Source organism: Kitasatospora sp. NBC_00374 (genome assembly GCF_041434935.1).
In the GTDB taxonomy this organism is placed as follows: Bacteria; Actinomycetota; Actinomycetes; order Streptomycetales; family Streptomycetaceae; genus Kitasatospora.
Genome location: NZ_CP107964.1, coordinates 714,599 through 737,736, shown reverse-complemented (window position 1 = coordinate 737,736; position 23,138 = coordinate 714,599). Strand labels below are relative to the sequence as shown.

Below are 23,138 nucleotides of genomic sequence, written 5' to 3'. Positions count from 1 at the left end.
CCGGACGGCGGCGCGTACTCGGCCGGCGTGCTCAGCCCGTGAGCAGGGCGCCCAGCGCCCGCCCGTACTGCAGCTCGTCAGCGACCAGGGACTCCATCAGCCGGCGGCTGTCACCGTCCCGGTCGCCGAGCCAGCGGGTGATCTCCCGATAGGCGGCGACCGCGATCTCGGAGGCCTGCACGTTCTGCTCCAGCATCTGCCTGATCGCCGGGTCGTCGGCCACCGAGTAGTCGGTGTGGGCGCGCTGCGCGAGGGTGTCGGGGTCGAAGGCCGGCCGGCCGCCCAGCCGGGTGATCCGCTCCGCCACCGCCGTGGCGTGCCGCATCGCCTGCTCGGCCCGGAGGTCGAACAGCTCGCTCACCTCGGGCCGGTCGATCCGCCTGGCCGTGATCGCGTGCCGGGTGTAGCGCAGCCAGCCGACCACCTCGGTCGCGACCACGTCGTTGAGGACGCTGACCACGCGCTCCCTGTCGAGCCCGGACGCACCGGCCGCCGGACCGGCGGCCATCGTGCGCAAGGCCTCCTTGCTGATCCGTTCGACGTCCAGTGCCAGGCTCTCGCCCATCCGTGCCTCCTCGGTCGTCGCCCCACCACCGAGCGTATGCCCGGGCCGATCCCGTCCGACCCATGCTCGCACCGAAGGATTGGAACCGCCGTCCACGGGGCACTCGCCGGAGCAGAGAGACCCGTCGCCGGCGAAGCGCGGAGGTGGCGACGATGGACGGACCTGCAATGTCCGGGCACGAGCGACAGATCCTGGCGTCGATCGAGGCCGACCTGAGGACCGACGCCCGCCTCGAGAAACGGCTGAGCACCATGCGCGCGGGATGGCTGGTGCGAAGCCGCCTGGCGGTCTGCGCGGTCCGGCTGTCCACCCTGATCTGGCTGCTGGCCTGGGCAGCCGGCTTCCTCGTGGTGAGTGTCCGCGAGCCGTCGGTGGCGGGGCTGGTGGTGCTCGCCCTGAGCTGGGCGGCCGTCCTGGTCGCGGCGGGTGGCCTGGTCGCCCGGCGACGGCGATCCGGCCGGTGACCCCGCGCCCGCGGCGCGGGTCGCGCGCGTGCGCGGTCAGCCGCGTCCGACGGGACAGGGCCTGAGGTCAGGTCCGTCGGCGTAGCCGGTCGGCCTCGGCGCGGGTCTGCGCGGCCCGCCGCTCGGCGGCGGCGAGGGCGGTGGCGCACTCGGCTTCGGCCCGTTCGGCCTCGCGATGGGCCTGTTCGGCGTCGGCCAGGCGCCGGGCGCTGCGCCGGACCCGTGCGGCGGCGCTCCGGTGTTCGGCGGTGCGGAGTTCCAGGGCGTCCGCGGCCTGCGCGGCCTCCCGCTCCGCGGTCCGTACGGCGGCCTGCGCCGCCCGGGGGGCCGTTCTGCGCGGCTCGGTGGCGGCGGCCGGTTCGGGTTCGGGGACGGCGGGTGCGGGTGTGGGTTCGAGGGCGGGGACGGGTTCGGGCAGGGGCGCGGTGGCGTCGAGGGCCGTGGCGAGGTGGCCCGCGGCGAAGGACTCGGCCGCGTCGCCGTCCGCCAGGACGGACCGCAGGGTCTGCTCCAGTTCGCGCAGCGCGGGCTCGCCGGGGCTGTGGCCGGCCTCGGTCGCCGTCCGGCGGGCCCGGGCGGTGAGCGCCGTGACCAGGTGGTGGCGGCGGGAGGAGAGCTCGCGCAGACGGGCCCCCGCGTGGTCGCTCTGGGCCGCGCGCAGGGCCCGGCCCAGCTCCAGCAGGGGGCCGATCTCCTCGGGGTGGGAGCGGACCAGGAGATTGGCCAGCCAGGCGCCCCCGGTCGGCCGCCGCAGCTTGCGGACCCGGGCGGCCAGCTCCCGGTCGCCCTGCTTCCGGGCCAGTCCCGCGGCGGTGTCGCGGGCGGCGGTGAACTCCGCCGGCGGCAGCGCGTACAGCTCGTCCGCGACGGTGTCGAAGTCCATGCGGTACGTCCTTCGAAGAGGGCCGGGCCCTCGGAGAAGGCCGGGTCCGGGTGGCGAGAGGGCCGCCACCTGCAGGGTAAGGGCTCGGCGGCCGGGCTGTTTCGCCGCAGGCCGGCCGGGCACACGAGGCCGCATGACGCTGTTCGTCCACGGCGCGGCCTGCCGGCCGCCGGAAGGAGTCGGCACCAGATGACTACGCGTACCCGGGTGACGACCGCCGTCACCGCCGAACTCCTGCTCCCGGACGCCGTCCGGCTGCCCGTCCGGTCGACCTGGCGCTACGACTGCGGTGACCCGTTCGCCGTGCACGTCGACTTCGACGTCGAGCCCGGTATCTCGGAGCACTGGACCTTCTCCCGCGACTTGCTCGCCGAGGGCCTGGACGTCCCGGCCGGCTACGGCGACGTACTGATCGAACCCGAGGCGGGCCACCAGCACGTCCTGTTGATCCTGCGCGGTGTGGACGGTTCGACGGCGGTACTGCGGGCCGGGTGCGCGGGCCTGCAGGAGTTCCTCCGGCGCAGCTTCGCCGGTGTGCCGTCCGGGGGCGAGCAGTACCGGGCGGACCTCGACGAGTGGATCCGTGCGGCGCTGGACAACGGCGGTCTGGACAGCGGCGGACAGACGCCCAGCAGCCACCGGTGAGAGCCGGCCCGCGCCGGATCCGTCCCGATCGGGCGTGGTCGAGGCGGGTCGTCCGGCGCGGGCCGGGCAGACGCGGCAGGAGACCTCCCGGAAGGAGACTCCCGCATGCTGATTCTCGGAGTCCTGCTGCTGGCGGCGACCGGAGCGTTCACCGGACTGCTGATCGCCGGCAACCTCGACGGCGGAGCCGACTACACGGTGACCGTGTTCGGTGGTGAGCTCGTCACCATGAGCAGCCTCGCGATCTTCCTCGCGGGCATCGCACTGACCCTGCTGTTCGGGCTCGGGTGCCTGCTCGCCCTCGCCGGCGCGCGCCGGACCCGCCGCCGGACGGCGGAACTGCGCGCGGCCAGGGCGACGGCCGCGGCGCGCGGCCCGGCCTACGCCCGGGCGGTGGACCCGGCGGCCGATCCTGCCGTGCAGCCGGATGTGGATCCGGCCGTTGGTCCGGATGCGGACCGGGGTGGGGAGCCCGCCCCGGAACCGGCGCGGCGGCGGCACGGGTTCGTGCACCGGCTCGGCCACTGACCCGGATCCGTCCACCGGATATTGGTCCGGCACTGGCGGGACAGACGTCCGGTATGTCCATCATGAGAACATGCGCCCGTCCCCTGCTGGCCACGATGTTCCTGTACGGGGGAGCCGGCGCGCTGCGAGATCCCGAGCGCGCGGCGCCCGCCGCCGAGCCGGTGGTGCGTTCGCTCACCGGCCTGCTGGGTGTGCCCGCGACTGTCCGGGGCGCCGTCCGTCTCACCGCGGCGGCCCAGGTCACGGCGGGCACCCTGCTGGCGTTCGGCCGCGTTCCGCGGACCGCCGCCCTCGCGCTGGCCGTCACACTGGTCCCGGCGACCTTGGCCTGCCACCGGTTCTGGGAGGCCGAGGACGACCGGGAGCGGGCCCTGCAGCGCGTCCAGTTCCTCAAGAACGTCTCGATGTGCGGTGGCCTGCTGATCGCCGCCGCCGACAACGGCCCCGGCCCCTCGCTCGCCTGGCGGGCCAGACACCCCGCCCACCATCACTGAGGCGCGGGCGGCCGGCCGCCCGGCCGGGAGGGAGGCACCGATGACGGCCGCCGCACGAACCGCCATCGACGGCACCCCGGCCGGCGCCGGCCGGCGCCGCACGCCCGCCCGGGCGGCGGGGCCCGTCCGGGCCGTTGCCGACAGCGCCCTCGGGCGCGTCCGGTGAACGCCGCCGGCGGGCGGGAGCCCGAGTACGCCGTCTCGGCCGAGTTCTACGACCTGCTGCAGGCCGACGGCGACCGACGTGCGGCCCTGCGGCGGTTCGCCGGGCCGGCCCGGGACGCCCGCCTGGCGATCGTGGATGCCGGCGCGGGCACCGGCATCGTCACCGAGGTCCTGGTCGGCGCGGCCGCCGTCCCGGTGCACGCGGTCGAGCCGTCGGCCGCGATGCGGGCCGGTCTGCTGGCCAGGCTTGCCCGCCTCGGTGCGGACGAGCGCGCCCGGACCACCGTCCACGCCGCGACCGTCGCCGCCTGCGGCCTGCGGGAGGTCGCCGACCTGGCGGTCGCCGCGAACCTCGTCGCCGTCCTGGAACCGGCCGACCGCCGAGCCGCCTTCCGGGCGCTGGCGCGCGCCCTCGTCCCGGGCGGTGTGCTGCTGTTCGACGCGCCGCCGCCCGCCGTGCCGGAACGGGAGGAGACCTGGCGGCTCGGGCCGGTGCGGCTCGGCGCGGACAGCTACTGCGCGCAGGTCACCAGTACCCCGGACCGCGGCATCGTGCGGCTCTGCTTCGCCTACCGCGTCGAGCGGGACGGCGTGCTGCTGCGGGAGGCACGGGAGGGATTCGACCTCTGGCCGGTCGCCCCCGCCGTGCTCGGGGACGAACTGGCCGAGGCGGGTTTCGAACCCGTGACCGCGCCCGACCGCGACCTGGTGGCGGCCAGACGCGGGGGCGGGTGACCGGTCAGTCGGTGGGGGCGCTCACCGTCTCGGTGGGGCCGAACTCGCTGAAGACGGCGGAGTTGACGAAGGCGACGCCCCGCAGCTCGCCGCGCTGCTCGAAGCGGACGGCGCGGCTCTCACCGTCGAGCCAGAGGTCGCACTGGAAGGACGTCATGCCCTTGGTGCCCATGGACTTGGCGGTCCGGGCGTCGATCGTCGTGATCTGCTCCGTGGTCAGTGGCCCGGAGAGGTGGTAGACCGGGCCGCCCGCCTGCTGCTCGACGCCCTTCAGCGAGGCCGGGCCGCCGGCGGCGATCAGCTTGGCGTAGCCGGCGTAGTCGGCGACCGGGGCCTCCGCGGAGCGCGGGAGTTTCACCCAGCCGGTGGTGCCGGGGACACCCTTGCCGTACATGGCGTCGGCGACCACGACACTGTCCATGGAGAGCGTCCGCCCGGCGCCGTCGTCCGCCGTCTCGATGTGCAGGCGCCCGGTGGCCGGACCGTTGATGTTCAGCCGTCCGGTCATCATGACCGTCGACTCGCCACCGATCGTGGTCTCGGCCTTCATCGTCGCGGCATAGGGCTTTCCCGGCGCCTTGACGAGCGCGGAGAGCGTCTCGAACGCGGCGGGGTCCACGGCAGCCGTCGGCGCGGCGGACGCGGACGCGGTGGAGGCCGTCGAGGGCGGGACCGGGGTGGCAGGGGCCGAAGTGGTCGCGGGGGAGCTCGCGCACCCGGCCAGGGCGGTGAGCAGCAGGACCCCGGTGAGGGCGGCGGTGGCGGGAAGGATGCGACGCTGCGGCGCGGACATGGTGCGGTGGACTCCGATGATCTTCGATGTGATCACGGCAGCCTGCCACAGTCGATCGCCGGACCGCATCTCGAATCCGCGTTCGAGGGGTCGATGGTCCGTCCACTCCCCTCCGAGCGTTTCGCGGGCCGAGCCGAAGGCTGGGGTGAGGAGAACCTTAGGGCTTCCTTAGGCGGGCCGTCGGCCCGCTCCCGGGGCTCGAACAGCTCATACGATCATCGTTGTCGGCCCTGGCCGACGGTGGTTGTCGCCGATCAGAACACTCTCGATTCGGAGGATCCCCATGACGTTCCCGCGACAGTACGAGCAGCCCCGGCCCGGCTTCAGACGCCGCCGGGTCACCCTGCTGACCGTGGCCGGCGGGGTCGTACTCGCCGCCGCCGCGCTGATCGGCAGGTCCGGCGCCCCGTCCCGGGTCACGGGCATCGGCCCCGCCGCCGGCTGATCCGCCGCCGAACCGGGCCGACCGCACCACCTCACCGGCGGCCGTTGCCGCGGCGGCGCAGCATGGCCGGCAGCAGCAGCCAGCACACACCGAACCAGGACATCACCACGGCCGCGATCAGCCAGGCCGCCCACCCGAGCCCCGCCACCTTGAGCAGCAGGAGCAGGGCCATCCCGACGGTGACCGCCAGCAGGGCCACCCCGAGCGAGACCAGCCGCCCCGCCGCTGCCACCATGGTCGGCTTGAGATGCCGCCCGGCGAGGACCCGGTGGTAGGAGACCGGGGCGATCAGGGTGCCGGTGGCGATCGCGCCGAGGGTCACCACGGCCACGTACAGGCCGCGGTCGAAGCCGTGCAGGGTGGCGAACCGCTCGGTGAAGGCGACCGTCAGCAGGAACCCGAACATGATCTGCGCACCGGTCTGCGCGATCCGCACCTCCTGCAGGAGCTCCCCCCACAGGCGGTCCGCCCGCTCCTCCGGGGTCTCGTCACGCCCTTCCCGGAGCGGTTGCGGTTCCTCCGGCACGACCTCCTCGCCTCCCTCCGGTCGCCGGGCCCCGGGTGGCCGACCGGCCAGGGGACGCGGACTGGCCGACGGTCACCGCCGCGAGCTCCGCGACGACGTCGGCGAGCGAACCCCGGCACGCGAAGGCGGCCCGCTGACGATCGGCGCCGGTGCCGGCCGCCACCGTGCGGGCGGCGAGCCGGCGGGCCAGGCCCAGGTCGCCCAGGGCGGCCAGCCCGGGCGCGGCGTGCTCCAACAGGTCGGCCAGCAGCTGCGCCGCGGGCCGTGACCGCCCCGTGAACGCGTCGATGCCGTCCCCGGAGAGCCCCACCCGTGCCGCCCGCCGGTGCGCCGCGCACAGCAGCTCCCCCGGTACGGATGGCAGCGGTGCTCCCGCGCGTTCCTCGCGCAGCGACACCGCGACGAGCCCGCGGACGAGCACGGCTAGCAGCACCGTGACGTCCAGGTCGGCGTTGACGTCCGCGACCCGCACCTCCAGCGTCGGCAGGTGCTCGGACGGCCGGGAGTACCAGTAGATCATCCGCCGGTCCAGCAGCACGCCGGACGAGAGCAGGGCCTCGACGGTCCGCTCGTAGCCGCCCTCGTCCAGCACCGGGGCCGGCCCGACGGTCGGCCACCGGCCGTAGCAGAGGGTCCGGGAGCTCGCGACGCCGCGGTCGCGGCCCTCGCAGAACGGCGAGTTGGTGGTGACGGCGTGCAGCACCGGCAGCCAGGGCCGCAGGCGGTTGCCCACCGCGAGCGCCTCGCGGCGGCTGAGGTCGCCGACGTGGACGTGGCAGCCGCACATCTCGCCGCCGGGCTGGTCCGCCACCGGCCCCATGTGCCGGGAGATCCGGTGGTAGCGGACGCCGTCCGAGACGGGCAGCGGGTGCGGGCTGGGCAGGACCGGCGTGCCCGAGGCGACCAGCAGGCAGCCGGCCCGGCCGGCCGCCGCGGCGAGCGCGCGCCGCATCACGGCCAGCTCCTCGCGCAGCCGTTCGGCGGTCTCCACCGGCGGGGTGCAGCCCTCGACCTGGGTGGCGCAGAACTCGGCCTGCGCCCGGTCACCGAGCGTGAGTGCCGCGTCGGCCAGGACGCGTTCCGCGCGCGGTACGCAGACCCCGGTCACCGCGTCCACCAGGACGAACTCCTCCTCGACCCCGAAGCGCAGTGGCTGCGTCGGGCCGGGACGGACGGACGGCCGAGCTGGTTCGACCAAGGGTCCGGTTCTCCTCGTCCGCTGGAAGAGGGCGCCGCCCCGGCCGGTAAGCCGGGACGCCCACGGGTCCGCCGCCGCGGATCGGGCGTCGGCCCGCGTCTGGCGCGTGCCCGCCCGGGCGGCGGTCGAAACGGTCAGCCGGGCCGGTTTCCGGCCCGGGACCGGACGTGCGGCGGTTCGAGGACGTGGCAGCCGTGCGCGGCCAGCCGGCTGCGAACCCGGTGCGCCTCCTCGTCGTTCAGGCTGAACACCCATGAGCCGGGGACGAGCACGACCCCGAAATGACCTGCAGCCGCGTGCTGCACCAGCTCCTCCAGCCTCGGCAGTGGGTCGAACGACCGGCACCCGTTGTCGATGAAGACGACCGGCTCGGGAAGTCCGATCCGGACGGCGTGCCGGCTCAGCATCTCCCGGTGCGCGCGCATCCGCCAGGTGTCGGCGGGATAGCAACGCAGGTAGGAGGCGGACCTCGTGCCGGTCGGATAGGGGTGGGCGATCCTCATGGATGGGCTCCTCGTGGAGCGGGGACCGCTACGGTGCGGGCCTCCGCAGGCTCCGTCCAGGACCGTTTCCGTCGGCGGGCGTGGGGCGCGCGAGAGCGGGAGGGCGGAGTTCCGGCTCGCCGGTCCGGTGCGCGGGGGAGAGCACCTGCGGTTTCTGCCGGGGGGCGCGGCCCGGACCTCCTCGCGGGCCCGCCGGCGGCGGGGAAGAGGTCACGTTGCGTACGGTGCCCGGTCGGGGCGGAGCCGCCGCGGATGGCGCTGGGTCCGTCGCTGTCGGAGCGGTGTCCACACGGGGCAGCGGCGGCCGGCGACGGGTGGGGACCGTGGGTGGCGGTCGGTGCCGACGTGGGGCCGGCGGCCGTCGTCCAGAGCCTCAGTGTGGACCGGCCCCCGTTTCGTGTCCAGACCGGATAGCGGACCGGCCGGTCACCCAGCGTGTCCCCGCCTCGGTCCGGTCAGCCCCCGAAGGCCGAGACCGAGCCGTCCGCCTCGACGGCCTCCGTCGCCGGATGCCGCCGCACCCGCGCCAGCTGTTCCGGGTCCAGGTCGGCGGCGAAACCGGGGAAGACGCTCTCGTACGTGCACAGCGGCGTCACACCGAGTTCCCCGACCACCGCGGCCACGTCGCTGCCCCGCTTGAGCGTGACGAGGTAGCGGCCCACGGCCGGCTGCTCCGCCCCGGCGAGGGGGGCCTTCCGGTCCGGGCCCGGTCGGGCCGCCGCGGTCGCGGGGACGGCCGCCAGCGTGGCGAGCAGCAGCAGGGCGGCGGACGTGCGGCGCGCGGCAGGACGCATGCGGAGTTCTCCTGTTCGAAGGGGCGGCCACCTGCTTCATCGGTCGCCGCGCCGCCGCGCCTGGAGCGATGTCACCCGTACGGGTGGCGAACCGGGCGGGCATCGGTCTCGGCCGCCCCTTCCCGGGTGACCAGGCCCGCCCGGGCGAGCTCGGCCGCCGGGTACGGCGTCCGCTTGCTCCCGTCGCGCAGGCTCCGGTGGAAGCCGCCCAGCACGACGGCGGTCGGGGCGTGGCTGCCCAGCAGTTTCGCGGAGGGCGCCGGGACACCGCCCGGCCGGGTGCCCTCGGTCCAGCCGCGCAGGAACCGGTGGCGGTCCGGGGCGGCGCCGCTGCCGAGCGGCAGGTGGTGCAGGAGCAGGTGGGTCGCCATGTGGGCGCGGTCGTAGTGCCGGTGCGAGGCGAAGAACTCCCGTTCGGCCGGAGAGAGTTCGAAGCGTGAGCTGAGGGCCAGGCCGAAGTCGGAGAAGTAGATCCGGTGGCCGTCGGTGAGCAGGTTGAGGAAGTGCGCGTCGAAGTGCAGCAGTCCGTTGGCCCGCAGGAAGGCGGCTCCCGCGGCGAGCTCCCGGTCGACCCGGAGGTGGGCGGCCGGCTCCTGCTCCGCCAGCCAGGTGCCCAGGGTCTGCGGAAGGTGTTCGAGGAAGAGGACGATGCTCGCCGTGGAGTCGCGGATCGCCTCCAGCCGATCGCGCACCGCCGGTGAGCCGTCCCAGTACGCCACCGCCTCGTCCAGGCCGCCGAACATGCCGTACGGGTCGGCCGCGGCGGGGGAGTCGGGCAGCACCCGCCAGTGGTAGAGCAGCGGAAAGCCCTGGTAGCGGTCGGCGAGCACCCAGCCGGTGGTCATGGTGTGCACGGCCAGCTCGCGCCAGGCGCCGAAGCCCGCCGAGCCCACGCCGTACTGGTAGTAGCCGGGCAGGCCGAAGAGGTTGGCGGTGGACATCACGTGCTCCGGCCGCCGCTCCCGGTCGGTGAGCGCGACCTTCTTGGCGAAGACCTTCACCCCTTCGACCTCCAGCACCGCGGTGGTGCCGCCGAGGCCGGAGCCGGCCGTGGCCGAGTCGTCCAGCAGCCGGGACAGCCGGTGGTCGCTCAGCAGGGCGAGCCCGGTCGAGGCCGTCGCGTAGGCGCTCAGGCGGGTGGAGCGGTCGGCGGGTGCGGGCATCGGTGTCCTTCGGGCCGGGAACGGGGCGTCCGGCCCACCCTGCCAGGCGCCGCCGGCGGGTGTGTGCGATATCAGTCCTGCGTGAGGGAGCCGGCGGCCGGCCAGACACCGTCCGGCGGCATGTCCAGCCGCTCCGCCAGCGGATGCCGCCACGCGGGCGGCGTGAACGGCTCGCCCCAGTAGTCCGTGATCCGGACGGCCAGACCGTCGGACAGCTCGGCGATCGACACGTTCCGGTACACCCGGCCGTCGCCGTAGTCGGTGCTCCACTCGGCGACCACGGTGTCGCCGAGCACCTGCCGCCGTCCGAGGCCCAGCCGCAGCCCGACGAAGTGGGACTCCACCTCCGCGATGCGCTCCCGGCCCCGGATCAGCTCCCCGCTCTGCGGCCACTGCCGAAGGGCGTCCGCCGCCAACGGGACACCGAGGATGCGTTCGAGGCGGGTCCGGTACCCGGGTTCGGTCATGCCCGCAGCTTACGGCTGAGCATTTTGTGAGCCCCGGGGGCTCACCGGTCGCGCCGCGCCGATCCGGTCAGCGAGGCGTCCCGAGGTCGAGGGTCCACATCGGGCCGGAGGCCCCGGACGCCGTGCCGAGCCCGGCGGCGGTGAAGCGGCAGTCGAGCAGGTTGGCCTGGTGGATCGCCCCGTCCATCCAGTCGTTCACCAGGTCGCCGGCGGACTTCTTGCCGCGGTCGAGGTTCTCGCCCCAGCGGCTCCACTGGTACCCGGCGGCGCTCAGCCGGTCGTCCGGCTGGTCGCCGTCGGGCCCGGTGTGGTCGAAGTAGCCGCGGGCCGCCATGTCCTCGGAGTGCCTCTGTGCGGCCGCGTGCACCCGGGGTTCGACCCGCAGCGCGGGGCAGCCGCTCTGCGACCGCTTGGCGTTGACCAGGTCGATGAACTGCTGCTCGACACTGCGCTGGGTCGGGCTGGGGCTCGGGCTCGGGCTGGCCGAGGGGGTCGGGGTGGGCGTCGGCGTCGGACTGGGCGTCGGGGTGGGCGTGGGGGACGGCGAGGGCTCGACCGGTGTCTCGACGGCGCTGACGACGGCCACCGGCGCCGAGGGGGCGGGCTCGGCAGGCCGCGGGTCCTTGCCGTCCTTGCCGTCGGGGAGGACGAGGATCGCCACGGTGACGGCGAGCGCGCCCGCCATCACCACCGGCCCGCGGGCCCGGGGCAGCCGCGGATGCGGCACCGCACCGGACGTCCCCGGATCACCGGGCCCGGCCCCGGACCCGCTGCCGCCGCCCGCACCGGTACCCGGGCCACCGCCCGGCGGCACGGTCCACGCGGTGTTCAGGTGCGCCGGCCACAGGTCGTGCGTCGGCACCACCAGGCCGATGCCCGCGAGCAGGCCCTCGGCCGGCATCAGGTCCCGCTGGTGACCGGAGCAGATCGCGCAGCCGCGGGTGTGCCGGGCTATTCGCTTGCGCCACAGGGCGCCGGGGCTGCCGTCCCAGGGGGCTACGAGCGAGGTGAGCTCGGGGCAGCGCGGGTCGGCCGAGAGCGCCCGCACCACCACCCGGCCCAGCTCCAGCTGCTCCTTCATCCGCTGCACCCGGACCGCAGCGTGCTGGCGGGACAGGTCCAGGGCGGCGGCCAGTTCCTCCCGGGTGAGCTCGCCGGCGGTCTCCAGCCACCAGAGCGAGAGCAGGTCGCGGTCGCCGTCGTCCAGCCAGCGGGTGGCCTCGGCGACCTCCTTGCGCTGCCCGGACAGGCCCAGCCGCAGGATCGTGAGCCCGACGAAGTCGGACCCGGGGTCGGCGACCTCGCGGGTCCCCTCCAGGGTGTCCAGGGGGGCGGCGACGGTGTTCTGCCGGGCCGTCCAGCGGCGGCGGACCTCGTTCATGGCGACGGCGACCATCCAGGAGCGGAAGGACTCGGGGTCGCGGAGCCCGCGGAGCCCGCTGACGACCCGGACCATGGTCTCCTGCACCACGTCGTCGACCTCGCTGTGGCCGTTCATCGCCCGGCCGACGACGTTGTAGAGCAAAGGCAGGCAGGCCGCGAGCAGCCTGTCCCGCGCGTCCTCGTCACCGGCCTGCGCGGCAACGACCACCGCCGTCCCGACCTCAGTGTCCACGTACATCCGCTGTCCTCACTCGTCCGACCGTCGAGTCCCCGTGAACCGGAGACCCGAGCGGGCCGGCCGGATCACAGAAATCACGCGGCGGATTCATCGACCGGATCCGGACGGACTCCGACCAGCCGGCCACGCGGGCCGCCGCCCGGCTTCCGGTCGGGGCCAGGCCGTTCCGGCTGGATCACGAGGGTAGCGTCGGCGTCGTCGCAGGTCACAGGGGGATACCCCGGTTCGGCGCGGAAGGCGGCGGGGGCCGCGCGGCGGCCGGGCCGTACGGGTGCCGACGGATCCGGTGAGGGCGGATCAGCGCCGGTTGTGACCGGGGGCCCGAGCGGGACCGACGGCCAGCGTCGGCGGGACCAAGAGCCCGAACGGAGGCCGGTCACCCGGCCCGCCGCGCCGGGGACGGTCACTGCGGCCGGCCACCCCGCCACCGCCGCCCGAGCCGCGCCACCCACAGCGCGTGCCCGGCCAGCGACCCCGCGAAGACCGAGAACCCCACCCCGATCAGCCAGGACTGCACCACCAGCACCGTCCCGATCGCCCCGTACGACAGCGCGCTGGAGACGATCAGCGGTGAGAACACCAGCCGCGAGAAGACCCTCAGCCCCACCAGCGCGCAGACGGTCGCCAGCGCCCCCGGGAGGAGGGAGCGCCAGGGCACCCGGCCGCCCAGCAGCAGCCACTGGATCCACCAGAAGAACACCACCCCGCCGCCCACCGTGACCGCCAGCCGCAGCGACGGCTGGGCGCCGGTGCGCTCCAGCGGCACCGCGCTCCAGGCGGCGGCCAGCAGGAAGCCGATCAGCCCTGCCAGGCCGACCGCCTGCCGCCACACCGAGTGCCAGGCCGCCGCCTCCAGCCCCCAGATCCGCTCGTATCCGGTCTGCAGACAGGACATGAAGGAGACGCCGAAGACGGCACAGGCCGCGAGGCTCAGCGCCGTGGCGGTGCCCAGCACCCGGCGCGGCGATGAGAACAGCTGTCGGACGGCCTCGGCCGAGCGCCCCGACAGGCCGAGCCCGTCGACCACCCAGTCGGCGAACCCCGTGCCGTGCACCGGAGAGGCCGCCGCCACCACGATCAGCAGCGGAACCAGCGTCACGAAGCCCAGCGCCGCGAACCCCATCGCCCGCCGCATCAGCTCGACCTCGCGCCCGCTCTGCCAGACGACCGCCAGCAGGACCCGCAGCCGCAACCGTGCCCGCGGCCGGGCGGGCGGCACCCCGGTGGGCGTGTGCGCCACCATCTGCTCACCACCTCCCGCTCGGCCGGGCCGCTCGACCGGGCCGGCCGAGCGACCGGGTGGGCCGTTCGACCGGGCGGACCCGGCTCCGAAGACGCCCTCGTGGAGCGCCTGCCCGAAGCCGGGACGTTCATGTACGTGCGCGGTCCGGCCGATCACCGAGCAGGGCGAGCCGACGCGCGCAGGTCACGCACCACCGGACGGCCGACACCCTACCCATGCCCCCCGGCCGACCGGGCCCGGCTCGCCGGGCCGGCAACGGGCTGTGACCCGGTCGGCCGGGGGTGGCTCTCCCGGGGCCTGCCCGGCCCCTCGCGGGGCTGATCCGCGAGGGGCAGGGAAGCCCCCGGCGCCTACCCTTCGGGGCCGAGTCGCTGCGCGCCCCGGGGGAGGTGCACCCCGGCGCCTTCGACGAAGCGCCCGAGCCTCGCCAGCCGGACCAGCCCGGCGGACCCCGTCCGTACCCGCCGGCGGGAGGCGCGGACCAGTGCGACCCCGCCGTGGCGCGGTGCGGTGGTGGCGGGTCGGCGGCGCACCGCGGTCGTCGGCTCTCCCGCGGGCGGCTCGGGGGAGCGGGGGGCGGGCACGAGGGCGATGGGGAGGTCACGAAGCGTCATGAGGGTCTCCGTCTGCTGGACCTGGGAGCAGCGGGCGGTGCCCCCGGGGACCAGCAAACGCGCCGCCCTCCGCGTGATCAATGCGTATCCGTCACCCATTGCCCCGCCGGAACCCTAGGTACCGGCCCTGGCGCGGCCGCCGGGCCGGCACCGAGGAGGCGAGTCTGACTGGATTCCTCGGCCCGGTCTGCGAGGATTCCCGGACACCCCGGCCCGGACGTCGAGGTCGGGGCACGCCCCGGTCGAAGGAGAGTTCATGGCGGGTCAGTTCGAGGCCACGGTCGAGGTCGGCCGGCCCATCGAGGAGGTCTTCGCGTTCCTCGCCGACGGCGAGAACGACCCGAAGTTCAGTCCGCGAGTGCTGCGGATCGAGAAGACGCCGCCCGGCCCGACGGCGGTCGGCACCGTGTTCACCAGCACGGTCAAGGACGCCGGTATGAAGACCGGCCGGCAGTTCCGGATCACCGAGCTGGTGGCGCCGACCACGGTCCGCTGGGCCGAGATCTCCAAGAACATCGTGACGGCCGGCGACGGTGGCTACGACCTGGAGGCGCTCTCGGAGAACAGCACCCGGGTGCGGATCTTCAACACCCTCGAAGGCCACGGTATCGGCAAGCTGCTGGTCGGTTTCGCGCTGAGCGCCGCGCGCAAGGACGCCGACGCCTTCGGCCTGCGCATCAAGGCAGCCGTCGAGGCGTCCTGACCCGGCCAGCACCCCGGCGAGCATCCCGGCAGGGCCGCGCGGGCGCAGGTCAGCGGCCGAAGACCTCGTCCGCGGACATCCAGCCGGTCTCGCTGCGGCCGTCAACGACCCACCGCCGGTGGGCGGCCGCGGCGAGCGCGTGCGCCCGGGCCGCACGCTCGCCCGGGCTGCCCGCGGCTGCCAGCTGATCGGCCGTCAGCACCCGGACGACGTAGTCGTCGACGCTGAGCCCCGCCTCGGCGGCGGCCGAACGGACGGCTTCCTCCAGCTGCTCCGGCAGCTCCACACGGGTGGACATGACGCTCACGATAGCCGCTGCCCCCGGCCGCGAACACCGCCTCGGGCGGGATCGGGCCGGCCGGCCGGCGGCACCCGCGAGCGGCCTCGAACCGGTGGTCGGGCGGATCGCGGGTGTTCGGGGTGCGACACTGAGACATGATCGACGATCGCACCCCCCTCGGGCTGCACTTCTCCGAACCCTCCGCCGACGCCCCCGTGGCGGCGACGGCTCCCCGGCCGCTGCCGGTCGACCGGGCCGTCTTCCAGCCGCCGGAGGAGGACGCGCCGCCGCCCGGTCCGGCTCCCCGGGTCCCGGCCGCCCGAGGCCTGACCTTCTCCGCCCCCGGCACGCAGGACTGATCCCCGCCGGTACCCGCATCCGCCCGCGCCGGCCGGTGCGGGTCCGGTCCGAGGGCACGCCGCGCCGGCGCGGCTCGCCGGAGCCGCCGCGCCGGGCCGGGAACGCCGCCCGGAGGCCGGTCTCCTGACGGCGTTTCGACGACAACGTGTCGACATCCACAAAAAATCTTGGTCCTATGGCTACCCGCGGGTAACCCTGGTGCTCCATCCTGCTCCCGACCCTCGACATGAAGGAGCACGGACATGCAGCACCTCCGCCATCGCCGCAGGACCCTCGGCGCCGCGGCCGCCGTGGGAGCGACGCTCGCGCTGACGGCCACCGCCCCGGCGGTCGCCGCGCAGCCCGCGGCGGCCCCGGCCGCCTCGGTGCAGGCGCTCGGCAAGCCCGACGTGCCGTACGCGACCTGGCTGAAGGACGTCCAGGCCGTGGCCGACCAGGCCGACGCCTACCTCAAGGTGCGGGTGCCGTCCGCCCCGGCGGGCGAGCGCCCGGCGATCGTCCTGGACATCGACAACACCTCGCTGGAGACGGACTACTCCTTCGCGCTGCCGACCCCCGCGATCCAGGCCGTCCGGGACGTGGTCAGATCCGCGAGCGCCCGCGGTGTGAAGGTCTTCTTCGTCACCGCCCGTCCGGGGTTCATCGACTGCATCACCAGGTACAACCTGACGGCCGTGGGATACCCCGTCGACGGCCTGTACGGCCGCTCCTTCGTGGACCTGTTCCAGGAGACCGGGACCTTCAAGACTGCCAAGCGCGCGGAGATCGAGAAGAGCGGCTACACGATCGTCGCGAACATCGGCAACAACACCACGGACCTGGTGGGCGGCCACGCCGAGCGGACCTTCAAGCTCCCGGACTACGGCGGTCAGCTGTCCTGACCCCGCGGCACACGGGTGCGCCGGTGGGCCGACCCCACCGGCGCACCCGTGCGTCCGGGCCGGGCGGCGGCGGGGGCAGCCACTTGCGCCGGCCGGCCGGCCTGACGGAAGCTTCACTGCGGCAGCCGCGCCCGCTCCCCGGACCGGGCCGCCGCCCTCCCGGTCAAGCGGGGCGCACCAATCTCCGACCTGCTGGGAAGGAGGCCGCGGTGGCGGTCTACGAATCGGTCGACGACGCGATCGGCGGGACGCCGCTGTTCCGGCTCACCCGGCTCGGCGAGGGTATCGCCGCCCCGATCTACGCCAAGGTGGAGTTCCTCGGCATCGGCGGCAGCGTCAAGGACCGCGCCGCGCTCTCCATGGTGCTGGCCGCCGAGCGCGACGGGCTGCTGCGGCCGGGCGGGACGATCATCGAGGCGAGCTCCGGCAACACCGGGATCGGTCTGACGATCGTCGGCCGACGCCGCGGCTACCGGGTGATCGTCGGCGTCTCCGACCGCTCCTCCCGGGAGAAGTCGGACATCCTGCGGGCCTACGGCGCCGAGGTCGTCCTCGCTCCGGCGGCCCTGCCGAAGCAGCACCCCGACCACCTGTTCAACGTCGTCCGGCGGCTCGCCGCCGAGATCCCCGGCGCCTGGCTGGCGAACCAGTACGACAACCCGGCCAACCCCGACGCGCACATCCGGACCACCGGCCCGGAGATCTGGGAGCAGACCCGCGGCCGGGTGACCCACTTCGTCGCCGGGATCGGTACCGGCGGCACCATCAGCGGCACCGGCGCCCACCTCAGGAAGGTGTCCGGCGGCCGGGTCACCGTGGTCGGCGCGGACCCAGAGGCCTCGGTCTACGCCGGGGGCGACGGCAGCCCCTACTTCGTCGAGAGCATCGGCCACTTCGTCCACCCGGAGACCACCGACGACCTGTGGCCGCAGTCGTTCCACCCCGAGGTGGTGGACCGCTTCGAGCGGATCCCCGACCGGGAGTCGCTGCTGACCGCCCGTCGGCTGGCCCGCGAGGAGGGCCTGCTGGCCGGCCCGTCCTCGGGTACGGCCGTGGCGGCCGCCCTGCGGGTGGCGCGCGAACTCGGGCCGGACGACCTGGTGGTCGTGCTGCTCCCGGACTCGGGGCGCTCCTACCTCTCGAAGGTGTTCAGCGACGACTGGATGCGGGACTGGGGCTTCCTGGAGGAGCCGCGCACACCCGAGGACACCGAACCGACCGTCCGCGCCCTGCTCGACGCACCACCGGTCCCCGGCGCGGGCCTGCCCGCGCCGACCGCGGACACCCCGCTCGGCGAGGCGCTGGCCGTCCTGCGCGGCGCGGCCTGCGCCGTGGCCCCGGTGGTCGCCGCCCGACCGGACCGCCCGCACGGGATCAGCGCCACCGAGATCGTCGGATCCGTCAGTGCCGCCGGGATCGAGGCAGCCCTCGCCGAGGGCCGGGCCCGCCCCGGGGATCCGCTCCGCGACCACCTCGCCGGACCGCTGCCGACGGTCGGCATCGGCCGGGCGGTCTCCGAGGCGTACCGGGCGCTCGGCCCGGACCACCCCGCCGTCGTGGTCCTGCTCGACGGCCGGGCCGTCGCGGTCGTCCCCCGCGAGCGGCTGCGCGCCGCCGCGGCGACCTGACCCAGCCGTGAGCATCACGCACCGGCGCCCCGCTCCGGCCTGACGACCGCTCAGCCCGGTCGTCCCCGAAGGGCATTGCGCAGGCCGGTACCCGCGGGATAGCGTCGAGGCAGGTGACGAGCGTCAGCGACAAGCCCTGGCTTGCTGACCGGCAACCCTCCCACGCGGCGGGGTGCTCCAGGTGATGACCAGGCGGAGCCGCACCGGCTCCGCAAACGCGAACCGTGACGCGGCCGAGGCCCGTCCGGGCTCCGGGGAGGTGACCGCAGTGCGTGCCGTACCCGACCGCGCCGCCACCGTCACCCTCGACCCCCGCGGGCCCCGCGTCCACCTCTACGGACGCCAGCACATCGACCTGCAGAGGGTGGCCGGCACACTCTGTCCCCGCTGACCTGACTCCCCGTCGACGCACCCGTCCCAGGGATCACTGCGTCCGTTCCCGGTCGATCAGGAAGGCAGCTCCGCCATGCCCGCAGCCGTACCCGCCCCCCTCCCGCCGCTCCACCTTGCCGTCGCGCTCGAAGGCACCGGCTGGCACCCCGCCTCCTGGCGGGAACCGGACGCCCGCCCGCGTGAACTGTTCACCGCCGGCTACTGGGCCGACGCCGTCCTGGAGGCCGAGCGCGGCCTGCTGGACTTCGTCACCTTCGAGGACTCCCTGACCCTGCAGAGCACCCGCCACGGTGAGCCGGACGGCCGCACCGACCAGGTCCGCGGGCGGCTCGACGCCGTCCTCACCGCGGCCCGGGTGGCCCCGCTGACCAGGCACATCGGGCTGGTACCGACGGTGGTCACCACCCACACCGAGCCGTTCCATATCTCCAAGGCGATCGCCACCCTCGACTACGTCAGCACCGGCCGGGCCGGCGTCCGCGTCCAGGCCTCGCTGCGCGCCGACGAGGCCGCGCACTTCGGCCGCCGCTCCTTCCCGGTGATCCGGCCCGACCAGCACCAGGACCCGCAGGTCCAGGAGTTGATCGAGGAGACCTTCGACGAGGCCGCCGACCACGTCGAGGTCGTCCGGCGGCTGTGGGACAGCTGGGAGGACGACGCCGAGATCCGGGACGCGGCCACCGGCCGCTTCGTCGACCGGGCGAAGCTGCACCACATCGACTTCGAGAGCCGGCACTTCGCCGTCCGCGGCCCGTCCGTCACGCCGCGGCCGCCGCAGGGCCAGCCGATCGTCACCGCGCTCGCCCACGCCACCGTCCCGTACCGGCTGATCGCCCGCTCCGCCGACCTCGGCTACGTCACCCCGCACGACACCGACCGGGCCGCGGCGATCGTCGCCGAGATCCGTGCCGAGCAGCGGGCGGCCGGCCGGGCCGGGGAGCCCCTGCACCTCTTCGGCGACCTGCTGGTCCTCCTCGACGACGACCCGGCCACCGCACGAGCCCGCCGGGAGCGGCTCGACGCCCGCCTCGGCGAGCCGCTCACCAGCGACGCCGAGATCTTCGCCGGCACCCCCGCCCAACTCGCCGACCTGCTCCAGGAACGCCAACGGGCCGGCCTGACCGGATTCCGGCTGCGCCCCGCGGTGACCGGCCACGACCTCAGGGCGATCACCCGCGGTCTCGTCCCGGAGCTCCAGGCCCGCGGTGCCTTCCGCCGCGCCTACGAGGCCGACACCCTGCGCGGCCTGCTGGGCCTCACCCGCCCCGCCAACCGCTACGCCGCCCGCACCGCAAGCGCCTGAGCCGGAGGGAACGCACCACCATGGCCAGGCCCCCCAAGCAGATCCACCTCGCCGCGCACTTCCCCGGCGTCAACAACACCACCGTCTGGAGCGACCCGCAGGCCGGCAGCCACATCGAGTTCAGCTCCTTCGCCCACTTCGCCCGTACCGCCGAGCGCGCCAAGTTCGACTTCCTGTTCCTCGCCGAGGGGCTGCGCCTGCGCGAACAGGGCGGCGAGATCTACGACCTGGACGTGGTCGGCCGCCCCGACACCTTCACCGTGCTGACCGCGCTGGCCGCGGTGACCGAACGGATCGGCCTGGCCGGCACCATCAACTCCACCTTCAACGAGCCCTACGAGGTCGCCCGGCAGTTCGCCAGCCTCGACCACCTCTCGGCCGGCCGCGCCGCCTGGAACGTGGTCACCTCGTGGGACGCCTTCACCGGCGAGAACTTCCGACGCGGCGGCTTCCTCGCCGAGGAGGACCGCTACGCGCGCGCCGAGCGGTTCCTGCGCACCGCCGGGGAACTGTTCGACTCCTGGTACGACGACGAGATCCTCGCCGACCAGCAGTCCGGGGTGTTCCTGCCCGACCCCGACGCGGGCCGGTTCCGCCACCACGACCAACACTTCGACATAGCCGGGCAGTTCAACGTCCCGCGCAGCCCGCAGGGCCGGCCCGTGGTCTTCCAGGCAGGCGACTCCGAGGAGGGCCGCGAGTTCGCCGCGGCCACCGCCGACGCCATCTTCAGCCGGCACGGCACCTTCGACGCCGGCCGGGCCTTCTACACCGACGTCAAGGGCCGCCTCGCCCGCCACGGCCGCACCCCGGACGAACTGCTGATCCTCCCCGCGGCGACCTTCGTGCTCGGCGACACCGACGCCCAGGCCCGCGAACTGGCCCACGAGGTACGGCGCAGCCAGGTCAGCGGACAGACCGCGATCAAGATCCTGGAGCAGGTCTGGAACCGCGACCTGTCCGCCCACGACCCCGACGGCCCGCTCCCGGCGATCGACCCGGACCCGGGCGAACACACCCTCGCCCGCGGCCGCGCCAGCGTGCGGATGGTCAGGGACCCGCTGGCCACCGCCAAGGAGTGGCGGGAACTGGCCGAGGCCAAGGGGCTGTCGATCCGCGAGCTGGTCATCGAGACCACCGGCCGTCAGACCTTCGTCGGCTCCCCGGCCACCGTCGCGGACGCCATCGACACCTTCGTCCAGGCCGACGCGAGCGACGGCTTCATCCTCGTGCCCCACCTCACCCCCGGCGGGCTCGACGAGTTCGCCGACACCGTCGTCCCGCTGCTCCAGGAACGCGGTGTCTTCCGGCGCGAGTACGAGGGCGGCACGCTCCGCGACCACCTCGGCCTGACCCGGCCGCCCGCGGCCCCCGCCACCAGGACCAAGGAAGGGCCGACGCTGTGAAGTTCCTCGCCATCACCCTGATCGTGCACGCCCCCGATCCCGTCACGGGCGTGCAGAAGCCCACCACCGAGCGCTTCCGGGAGGTGATCGACAACGCCGTGCTCGCCGAGCGGCTCGGGTTCGACGGCTTCGGCGTCGGCGAGCGCCACGAGCGGCCCTTCATCTCCTCCTCGCCGCCGGTGGTGCTCGGCCACATCGCCGCCCTGACCTCCCGGATCCGGCTGTTCACCGCCGTCACCACGCTCAGCCTGCTCGACCCGGTACGCGCCGCCGAGGACTACGCCACCCTGGACCACCTGTCCGGCGGCCGCCTCGACCTGATCATCGGCAAGGGCAACGGGACGGCGCAGCGCGAACTCTTCCAGGTCACCCCCGAGGACCAGTGGGACCGCAACGCCGAGAGCTACGAGCTGTTCCGGCAGATCTGGCGCCAGGACAGGGTCACCGCGAAGGCCCGGTTCCGCCCGGAACTGACCGAGGCCGAGGTGTGGCCCCGCCCGCTCCAGCAACCGATCCGGGTCTGGCACGGCAGCGCGACCAGCAAGGAGTCGGTCGACCTCGCCGCCCGCTACGGCGACCCGCTGTTCTCCGCCAACGTCACCAACCCGATCGAGCCGTACGCCGAACTCGTCCGCCACTACCGGGAGCGCTGGGAGCACTACGGCCACGACCCGGCACTTGCCACGGTCGGCGCCGGGTCGGCCGGCTTCCACACCGCCCGCTCCTCGCAGCGGGCGGTGGCCGCCTACCGGCCGGTCTTCGAGGGCTACCTGGCCTTCCACCGGCGCGCAGGCCTGGAACCGGTCTTCACCAGCCTGGAGGACTTCGTCGAGCGCAGCTCCGCGCTGATCGGCAGCCCCCAGCAGATCATCGAGAAGGTCCACCGCTACCACGAGCAGCTGGGCCACACCGTGCTGCACGTCCAGGCCGAGGCCGGCGGCCTTCAGGACGCCGAGCACCGGGCCTCCCTGGAGCTGTTCCAGGCGGAGATCGCCCCGGTGCTGCGCCGGGAGATCCCCGACCCGCCGTGGCCCTGGGGCCCGGTGGGGGTGGCTCCCGCCGGGCCCGCCGCCGCCTCCGCCCCGGGCGGCACCGCGTTCGACGGGGGGCTCACCGGATGACCGGCCGGGTCCCGCTCTCCGTCCTCGACCTGGCCCCGATCAGCTCGGGCTCCACCGCCGGCCAGGCGCTGCGCAACACCGTCGACCTGGCCCGGCGGGCCGAGGCCGCCGGCTACCGGCGGTACTGGCTGGCCGAACACCACCTGACCACCGGTGTCGCCGGGGTGGCCCCGGCCCTGCTCATCCAGCTGGTCGCGGCCGCCACCGAGCGGATCCGGGTCGGCGCCGGCGCCGTCCAGCTGGGCCACCGCACCGCCCTGTCGGTGGTCGAGGAGTTCGGCGTGCTGGACGCGCTGCACCCGGGCCGGATCGACCTGGGCCTCGGCCGCTCCGGCTTCCGGGCACCCCGTCCCGGCACCCCCGCCCCGGCGGCCCCGCCCGCGGTGCGCCCGACCGAGCCCCGGTACACCCCCGAAGGCCTGCTCATCCCGGCGCCGTACGACTTCAGCAGCCTGATCGGCTCGCCGCTGTTCGCGCGCTACACCGGCCTGGTCCAGTTCCCGGGGTCGGAGCCCGTGGAGTACGGCGAGCAGCTGGACACCATCCTCGCCCTGCTGCGCGGTGACCACCGCACCCCGCAGGGGATCGAGGCGCACGCCGTCCCCGGTGAGGGAGCGGACCTGGAGGTGTGGGTGCTGGGCAGCAGCGCCGGCGTCAGCGCCGAGACGGCGGGTGCGCTCGGACTGCCGTTCGCCGCCAACTACCACGTCAGCCCCGCCACCGTCCTGGAGGCCGTGGCCGCCTACCGCAAGGCCTTCCGGCCGTCCGCGCGGCTGACCGAGCCGTATGTGCTGGTCTCCGCCGACGTCGTGGTGGCGGAGGACGACGAGACGGCCCGGCACCTCGCCTCGCCGTACGGGCTGTGGGTGCACAGCATCCGCTCCGGCCAGGGCGCGATCCCCTTCCCCACCCCCGAGGAGGCCGCCGCCCACCCGTGGACGGACGGGCAGCGCGCCCTGGTCGAGGACCGGATCCGGACCCAGTTCGCCGGATCCTCGCGGACCGTCGTCGAGCGGCTGGAGGTGCTCCGGCAGGCGACCGGCGCCGACGAGCTCCTGGTCACCACGATCACCCACGACCACCGGGACCGGGTCCGTTCGTTCGACCTGCTCGCCGAGGCCTGGCAGCGCGGCTGACCGGCCCCGACCGCACGTCCGTCCGCCGCCCGGCGGCGGGATCCCCGGATCCCGCCGCCGGGCGGATCCCGTGCGGAACGG

29 protein-coding genes and 1 riboswitch are annotated in these 23,138 nt (G+C 74.8%); of the genes, 16 read left to right on the top strand and 13 right to left on the bottom strand.

Going from position 1 to position 23,138, the window contains the following annotated elements; translation table 11 throughout:
• Window positions 1–31 precede the first annotated feature (31 nt).
• The gene (locus tag OG871_RS03445) at window positions 32–565 is read right to left on the bottom strand and encodes a ferritin-like domain-containing protein (RefSeq protein WP_371494138.1); all 534 of its coding nucleotides are present in this window, start codon (window positions 563–565) and stop codon (window positions 32–34) included.
• Between the two features lie 152 nt (window positions 566–717).
• Here OG871_RS03445 and OG871_RS03440 point away from each other — a divergent pair, with 152 nt between their 5' ends.
• Window positions 718–1,029: a hypothetical protein gene (locus OG871_RS03440; protein WP_371494137.1), complete on the top strand. Its 312-nt coding sequence runs from the start codon at window positions 718–720 to the stop codon at window positions 1,027–1,029.
• 67 nt (window positions 1,030–1,096) lie between these two features.
• Here OG871_RS03440 and OG871_RS03435 read toward each other — a convergent pair whose 3' ends face one another.
• On the bottom strand, window positions 1,097–1,912 hold the full coding sequence (locus OG871_RS03435; RefSeq protein ID WP_371494136.1) for a hypothetical protein: 816 nt from the start codon (window positions 1,910–1,912) through the stop codon (window positions 1,097–1,099).
• A 189-nt stretch (window positions 1,913–2,101) separates the two neighbouring features.
• On the opposite strand from OG871_RS03435, the gene OG871_RS03430 reads away from it, so the two are divergent.
• From OG871_RS03430 to OG871_RS03410, 5 genes are all read left to right on the top strand, one after another.
• A complete protein-coding gene (locus OG871_RS03430) occupies window positions 2,102–2,557 on the top strand; it encodes an SsgA family sporulation/cell division regulator (RefSeq protein ID WP_371494135.1) in 456 nt (151 codons plus the stop codon).
• A gap of 105 nt (window positions 2,558–2,662) precedes the next feature.
• The gene (locus OG871_RS03425; protein WP_371494134.1) at window positions 2,663–3,085 is read left to right on the top strand and encodes a hypothetical protein; all 423 of its coding nucleotides are present in this window, start codon (window positions 2,663–2,665) and stop codon (window positions 3,083–3,085) included.
• 53 nt (window positions 3,086–3,138) lie between these two features.
• Window positions 3,139–3,579, top strand: coding sequence for a DoxX family protein (locus OG871_RS03420; RefSeq protein ID WP_371494133.1), 441 nt, complete (start codon window positions 3,139–3,141; stop codon window positions 3,577–3,579).
• A gap of 40 nt (window positions 3,580–3,619) precedes the next feature.
• A complete protein-coding gene (locus tag OG871_RS03415; RefSeq protein WP_371494132.1) occupies window positions 3,620–3,745 on the top strand; it encodes a hypothetical protein in 126 nt (41 codons plus the stop codon).
• Window positions 3,742–4,479 carry a class I SAM-dependent methyltransferase gene (locus OG871_RS03410; RefSeq protein ID WP_371494131.1) on the top strand — a complete coding sequence of 246 codons (738 nt, stop codon included), beginning with the start codon at window positions 3,742–3,744 and terminating at the stop codon, window positions 4,477–4,479. Before OG871_RS03415 ends, OG871_RS03410 begins: the two co-directional genes overlap by 4 nt.
• A gap of 4 nt (window positions 4,480–4,483) precedes the next feature.
• Here the strand turns inward: OG871_RS03410 and OG871_RS03405 are convergent, their stop codons facing one another.
• Window positions 4,484–5,308 carry a hypothetical protein gene (locus OG871_RS03405; RefSeq protein WP_371494129.1) on the bottom strand — a complete coding sequence of 275 codons (825 nt, stop codon included), beginning with the start codon at window positions 5,306–5,308 and terminating at the stop codon, window positions 4,484–4,486.
• 247 nt (window positions 5,309–5,555) lie between these two features.
• Here OG871_RS03405 and OG871_RS03400 point away from each other — a divergent pair, with 247 nt between their 5' ends.
• Window positions 5,556–5,717 (top strand): hypothetical protein, encoded by a 162-nt coding sequence (locus OG871_RS03400; RefSeq protein WP_371494128.1) that lies wholly within the window; start codon window positions 5,556–5,558, stop codon window positions 5,715–5,717.
• A 31-nt stretch (window positions 5,718–5,748) separates the two neighbouring features.
• Here the strand turns inward: OG871_RS03400 and OG871_RS03395 are convergent, their stop codons facing one another.
• The 9 genes from OG871_RS03395 to OG871_RS03355 all read right to left on the bottom strand — a co-directional run bounded on the left by OG871_RS03395 (window position 5,749) and on the right by OG871_RS03355 (window position 13,846).
• Window positions 5,749–6,243, bottom strand: coding sequence for a DUF6328 family protein (locus tag OG871_RS03395; RefSeq protein ID WP_371494127.1), 495 nt, complete (start codon window positions 6,241–6,243; stop codon window positions 5,749–5,751).
• On the bottom strand, window positions 6,206–7,441 hold the full coding sequence (locus tag OG871_RS03390; RefSeq protein WP_371494126.1) for a glutamate--cysteine ligase: 1,236 nt from the start codon (window positions 7,439–7,441) through the stop codon (window positions 6,206–6,208). Before OG871_RS03390 ends, OG871_RS03395 begins: the two co-directional genes overlap by 38 nt.
• Window positions 7,442–7,575: 134 nt before the next feature.
• Window positions 7,576–7,944 carry a hypothetical protein gene (locus OG871_RS03385; protein ID WP_371494124.1) on the bottom strand — a complete coding sequence of 123 codons (369 nt, stop codon included), beginning with the start codon at window positions 7,942–7,944 and terminating at the stop codon, window positions 7,576–7,578.
• Between the two features lie 455 nt (window positions 7,945–8,399).
• Window positions 8,400–8,738: a protease inhibitor I9 family protein gene (locus tag OG871_RS03380; protein ID WP_371494123.1), complete on the bottom strand. Its 339-nt coding sequence runs from the start codon at window positions 8,736–8,738 to the stop codon at window positions 8,400–8,402.
• Window positions 8,739–8,809: 71 nt separating this feature from the next.
• Complete coding sequence (locus tag OG871_RS03375; RefSeq protein WP_371494121.1) at window positions 8,810–9,901, bottom strand: protein kinase family protein; 1,092 nt, start codon at window positions 9,899–9,901, stop codon at window positions 8,810–8,812.
• Window positions 9,902–9,972: 71 nt separating this feature from the next.
• Window positions 9,973–10,368 (bottom strand): hypothetical protein, encoded by a 396-nt coding sequence (locus OG871_RS03370; RefSeq protein ID WP_371494120.1) that lies wholly within the window; start codon window positions 10,366–10,368, stop codon window positions 9,973–9,975.
• Between the two features lie 67 nt (window positions 10,369–10,435).
• Window positions 10,436–11,989: a sigma-70 family RNA polymerase sigma factor gene (locus tag OG871_RS03365; RefSeq protein ID WP_371494119.1), complete on the bottom strand. Its 1,554-nt coding sequence runs from the start codon at window positions 11,987–11,989 to the stop codon at window positions 10,436–10,438.
• A gap of 403 nt (window positions 11,990–12,392) precedes the next feature.
• The gene (locus tag OG871_RS03360; protein ID WP_371494118.1) at window positions 12,393–13,232 is read right to left on the bottom strand and encodes a YhjD/YihY/BrkB family envelope integrity protein; all 840 of its coding nucleotides are present in this window, start codon (window positions 13,230–13,232) and stop codon (window positions 12,393–12,395) included.
• Between the two features lie 350 nt (window positions 13,233–13,582).
• A complete protein-coding gene (locus OG871_RS03355) occupies window positions 13,583–13,846 on the bottom strand; it encodes a hypothetical protein (RefSeq protein ID WP_371494117.1) in 264 nt (87 codons plus the stop codon).
• 256 nt (window positions 13,847–14,102) lie between these two features.
• Between OG871_RS03355 and OG871_RS03350 the strand changes: the two genes are divergently transcribed.
• Window positions 14,103–14,549: an SRPBCC family protein gene (locus OG871_RS03350; protein ID WP_371494116.1), complete on the top strand. Its 447-nt coding sequence runs from the start codon at window positions 14,103–14,105 to the stop codon at window positions 14,547–14,549.
• 49 nt (window positions 14,550–14,598) lie between these two features.
• On the opposite strand, the gene OG871_RS03345 is transcribed toward OG871_RS03350, so the two are convergent.
• Window positions 14,599–14,847: a hypothetical protein gene (locus tag OG871_RS03345; protein WP_371494115.1), complete on the bottom strand. Its 249-nt coding sequence runs from the start codon at window positions 14,845–14,847 to the stop codon at window positions 14,599–14,601.
• 137 nt (window positions 14,848–14,984) lie between these two features.
• On the opposite strand from OG871_RS03345, the gene OG871_RS03340 reads away from it, so the two are divergent.
• From OG871_RS03340 to OG871_RS03305, 8 genes are all read left to right on the top strand, one after another.
• On the top strand, window positions 14,985–15,188 hold the full coding sequence (locus OG871_RS03340; protein WP_371494114.1) for a hypothetical protein: 204 nt from the start codon (window positions 14,985–14,987) through the stop codon (window positions 15,186–15,188).
• A gap of 243 nt (window positions 15,189–15,431) precedes the next feature.
• Window positions 15,432–16,070, top strand: coding sequence for an HAD family acid phosphatase (locus tag OG871_RS03335; protein WP_371494113.1), 639 nt, complete (start codon window positions 15,432–15,434; stop codon window positions 16,068–16,070).
• A 209-nt stretch (window positions 16,071–16,279) separates the two neighbouring features.
• Window positions 16,280–17,698, top strand: a complete 1,419-nt coding sequence (locus OG871_RS03330; protein ID WP_371494112.1) for a pyridoxal-phosphate dependent enzyme — start codon at window positions 16,280–16,282, stop codon at window positions 17,696–17,698.
• Between the two features lie 112 nt (window positions 17,699–17,810).
• Window positions 17,811–17,922, top strand: a riboswitch (SAM riboswitch).
• Window positions 17,923–17,966: 44 nt separating this feature from the next.
• Window positions 17,967–18,089 carry a putative leader peptide gene (locus OG871_RS03325; RefSeq protein WP_371494111.1) on the top strand — a complete coding sequence of 41 codons (123 nt, stop codon included), beginning with the start codon at window positions 17,967–17,969 and terminating at the stop codon, window positions 18,087–18,089.
• A 75-nt stretch (window positions 18,090–18,164) separates the two neighbouring features.
• Window positions 18,165–19,394 (top strand): LLM class flavin-dependent oxidoreductase, encoded by a 1,230-nt coding sequence (locus OG871_RS03320; protein WP_371494109.1) that lies wholly within the window; start codon window positions 18,165–18,167, stop codon window positions 19,392–19,394.
• A 20-nt stretch (window positions 19,395–19,414) separates the two neighbouring features.
• Complete coding sequence (locus tag OG871_RS03315) at window positions 19,415–20,800, top strand: NtaA/DmoA family FMN-dependent monooxygenase (protein WP_371494108.1); 1,386 nt, start codon at window positions 19,415–19,417, stop codon at window positions 20,798–20,800.
• Window positions 20,797–21,921: an LLM class flavin-dependent oxidoreductase gene (locus tag OG871_RS03310; RefSeq protein WP_371494107.1), complete on the top strand. Its 1,125-nt coding sequence runs from the start codon at window positions 20,797–20,799 to the stop codon at window positions 21,919–21,921. Before OG871_RS03315 ends, OG871_RS03310 begins: the two co-directional genes overlap by 4 nt.
• Window positions 21,918–23,057 carry an LLM class flavin-dependent oxidoreductase gene (locus OG871_RS03305; RefSeq protein WP_371494105.1) on the top strand — a complete coding sequence of 380 codons (1,140 nt, stop codon included), beginning with the start codon at window positions 21,918–21,920 and terminating at the stop codon, window positions 23,055–23,057. Before OG871_RS03310 ends, OG871_RS03305 begins: the two co-directional genes overlap by 4 nt.
• Window positions 23,058–23,138: the final 81 nt, after the last annotated feature.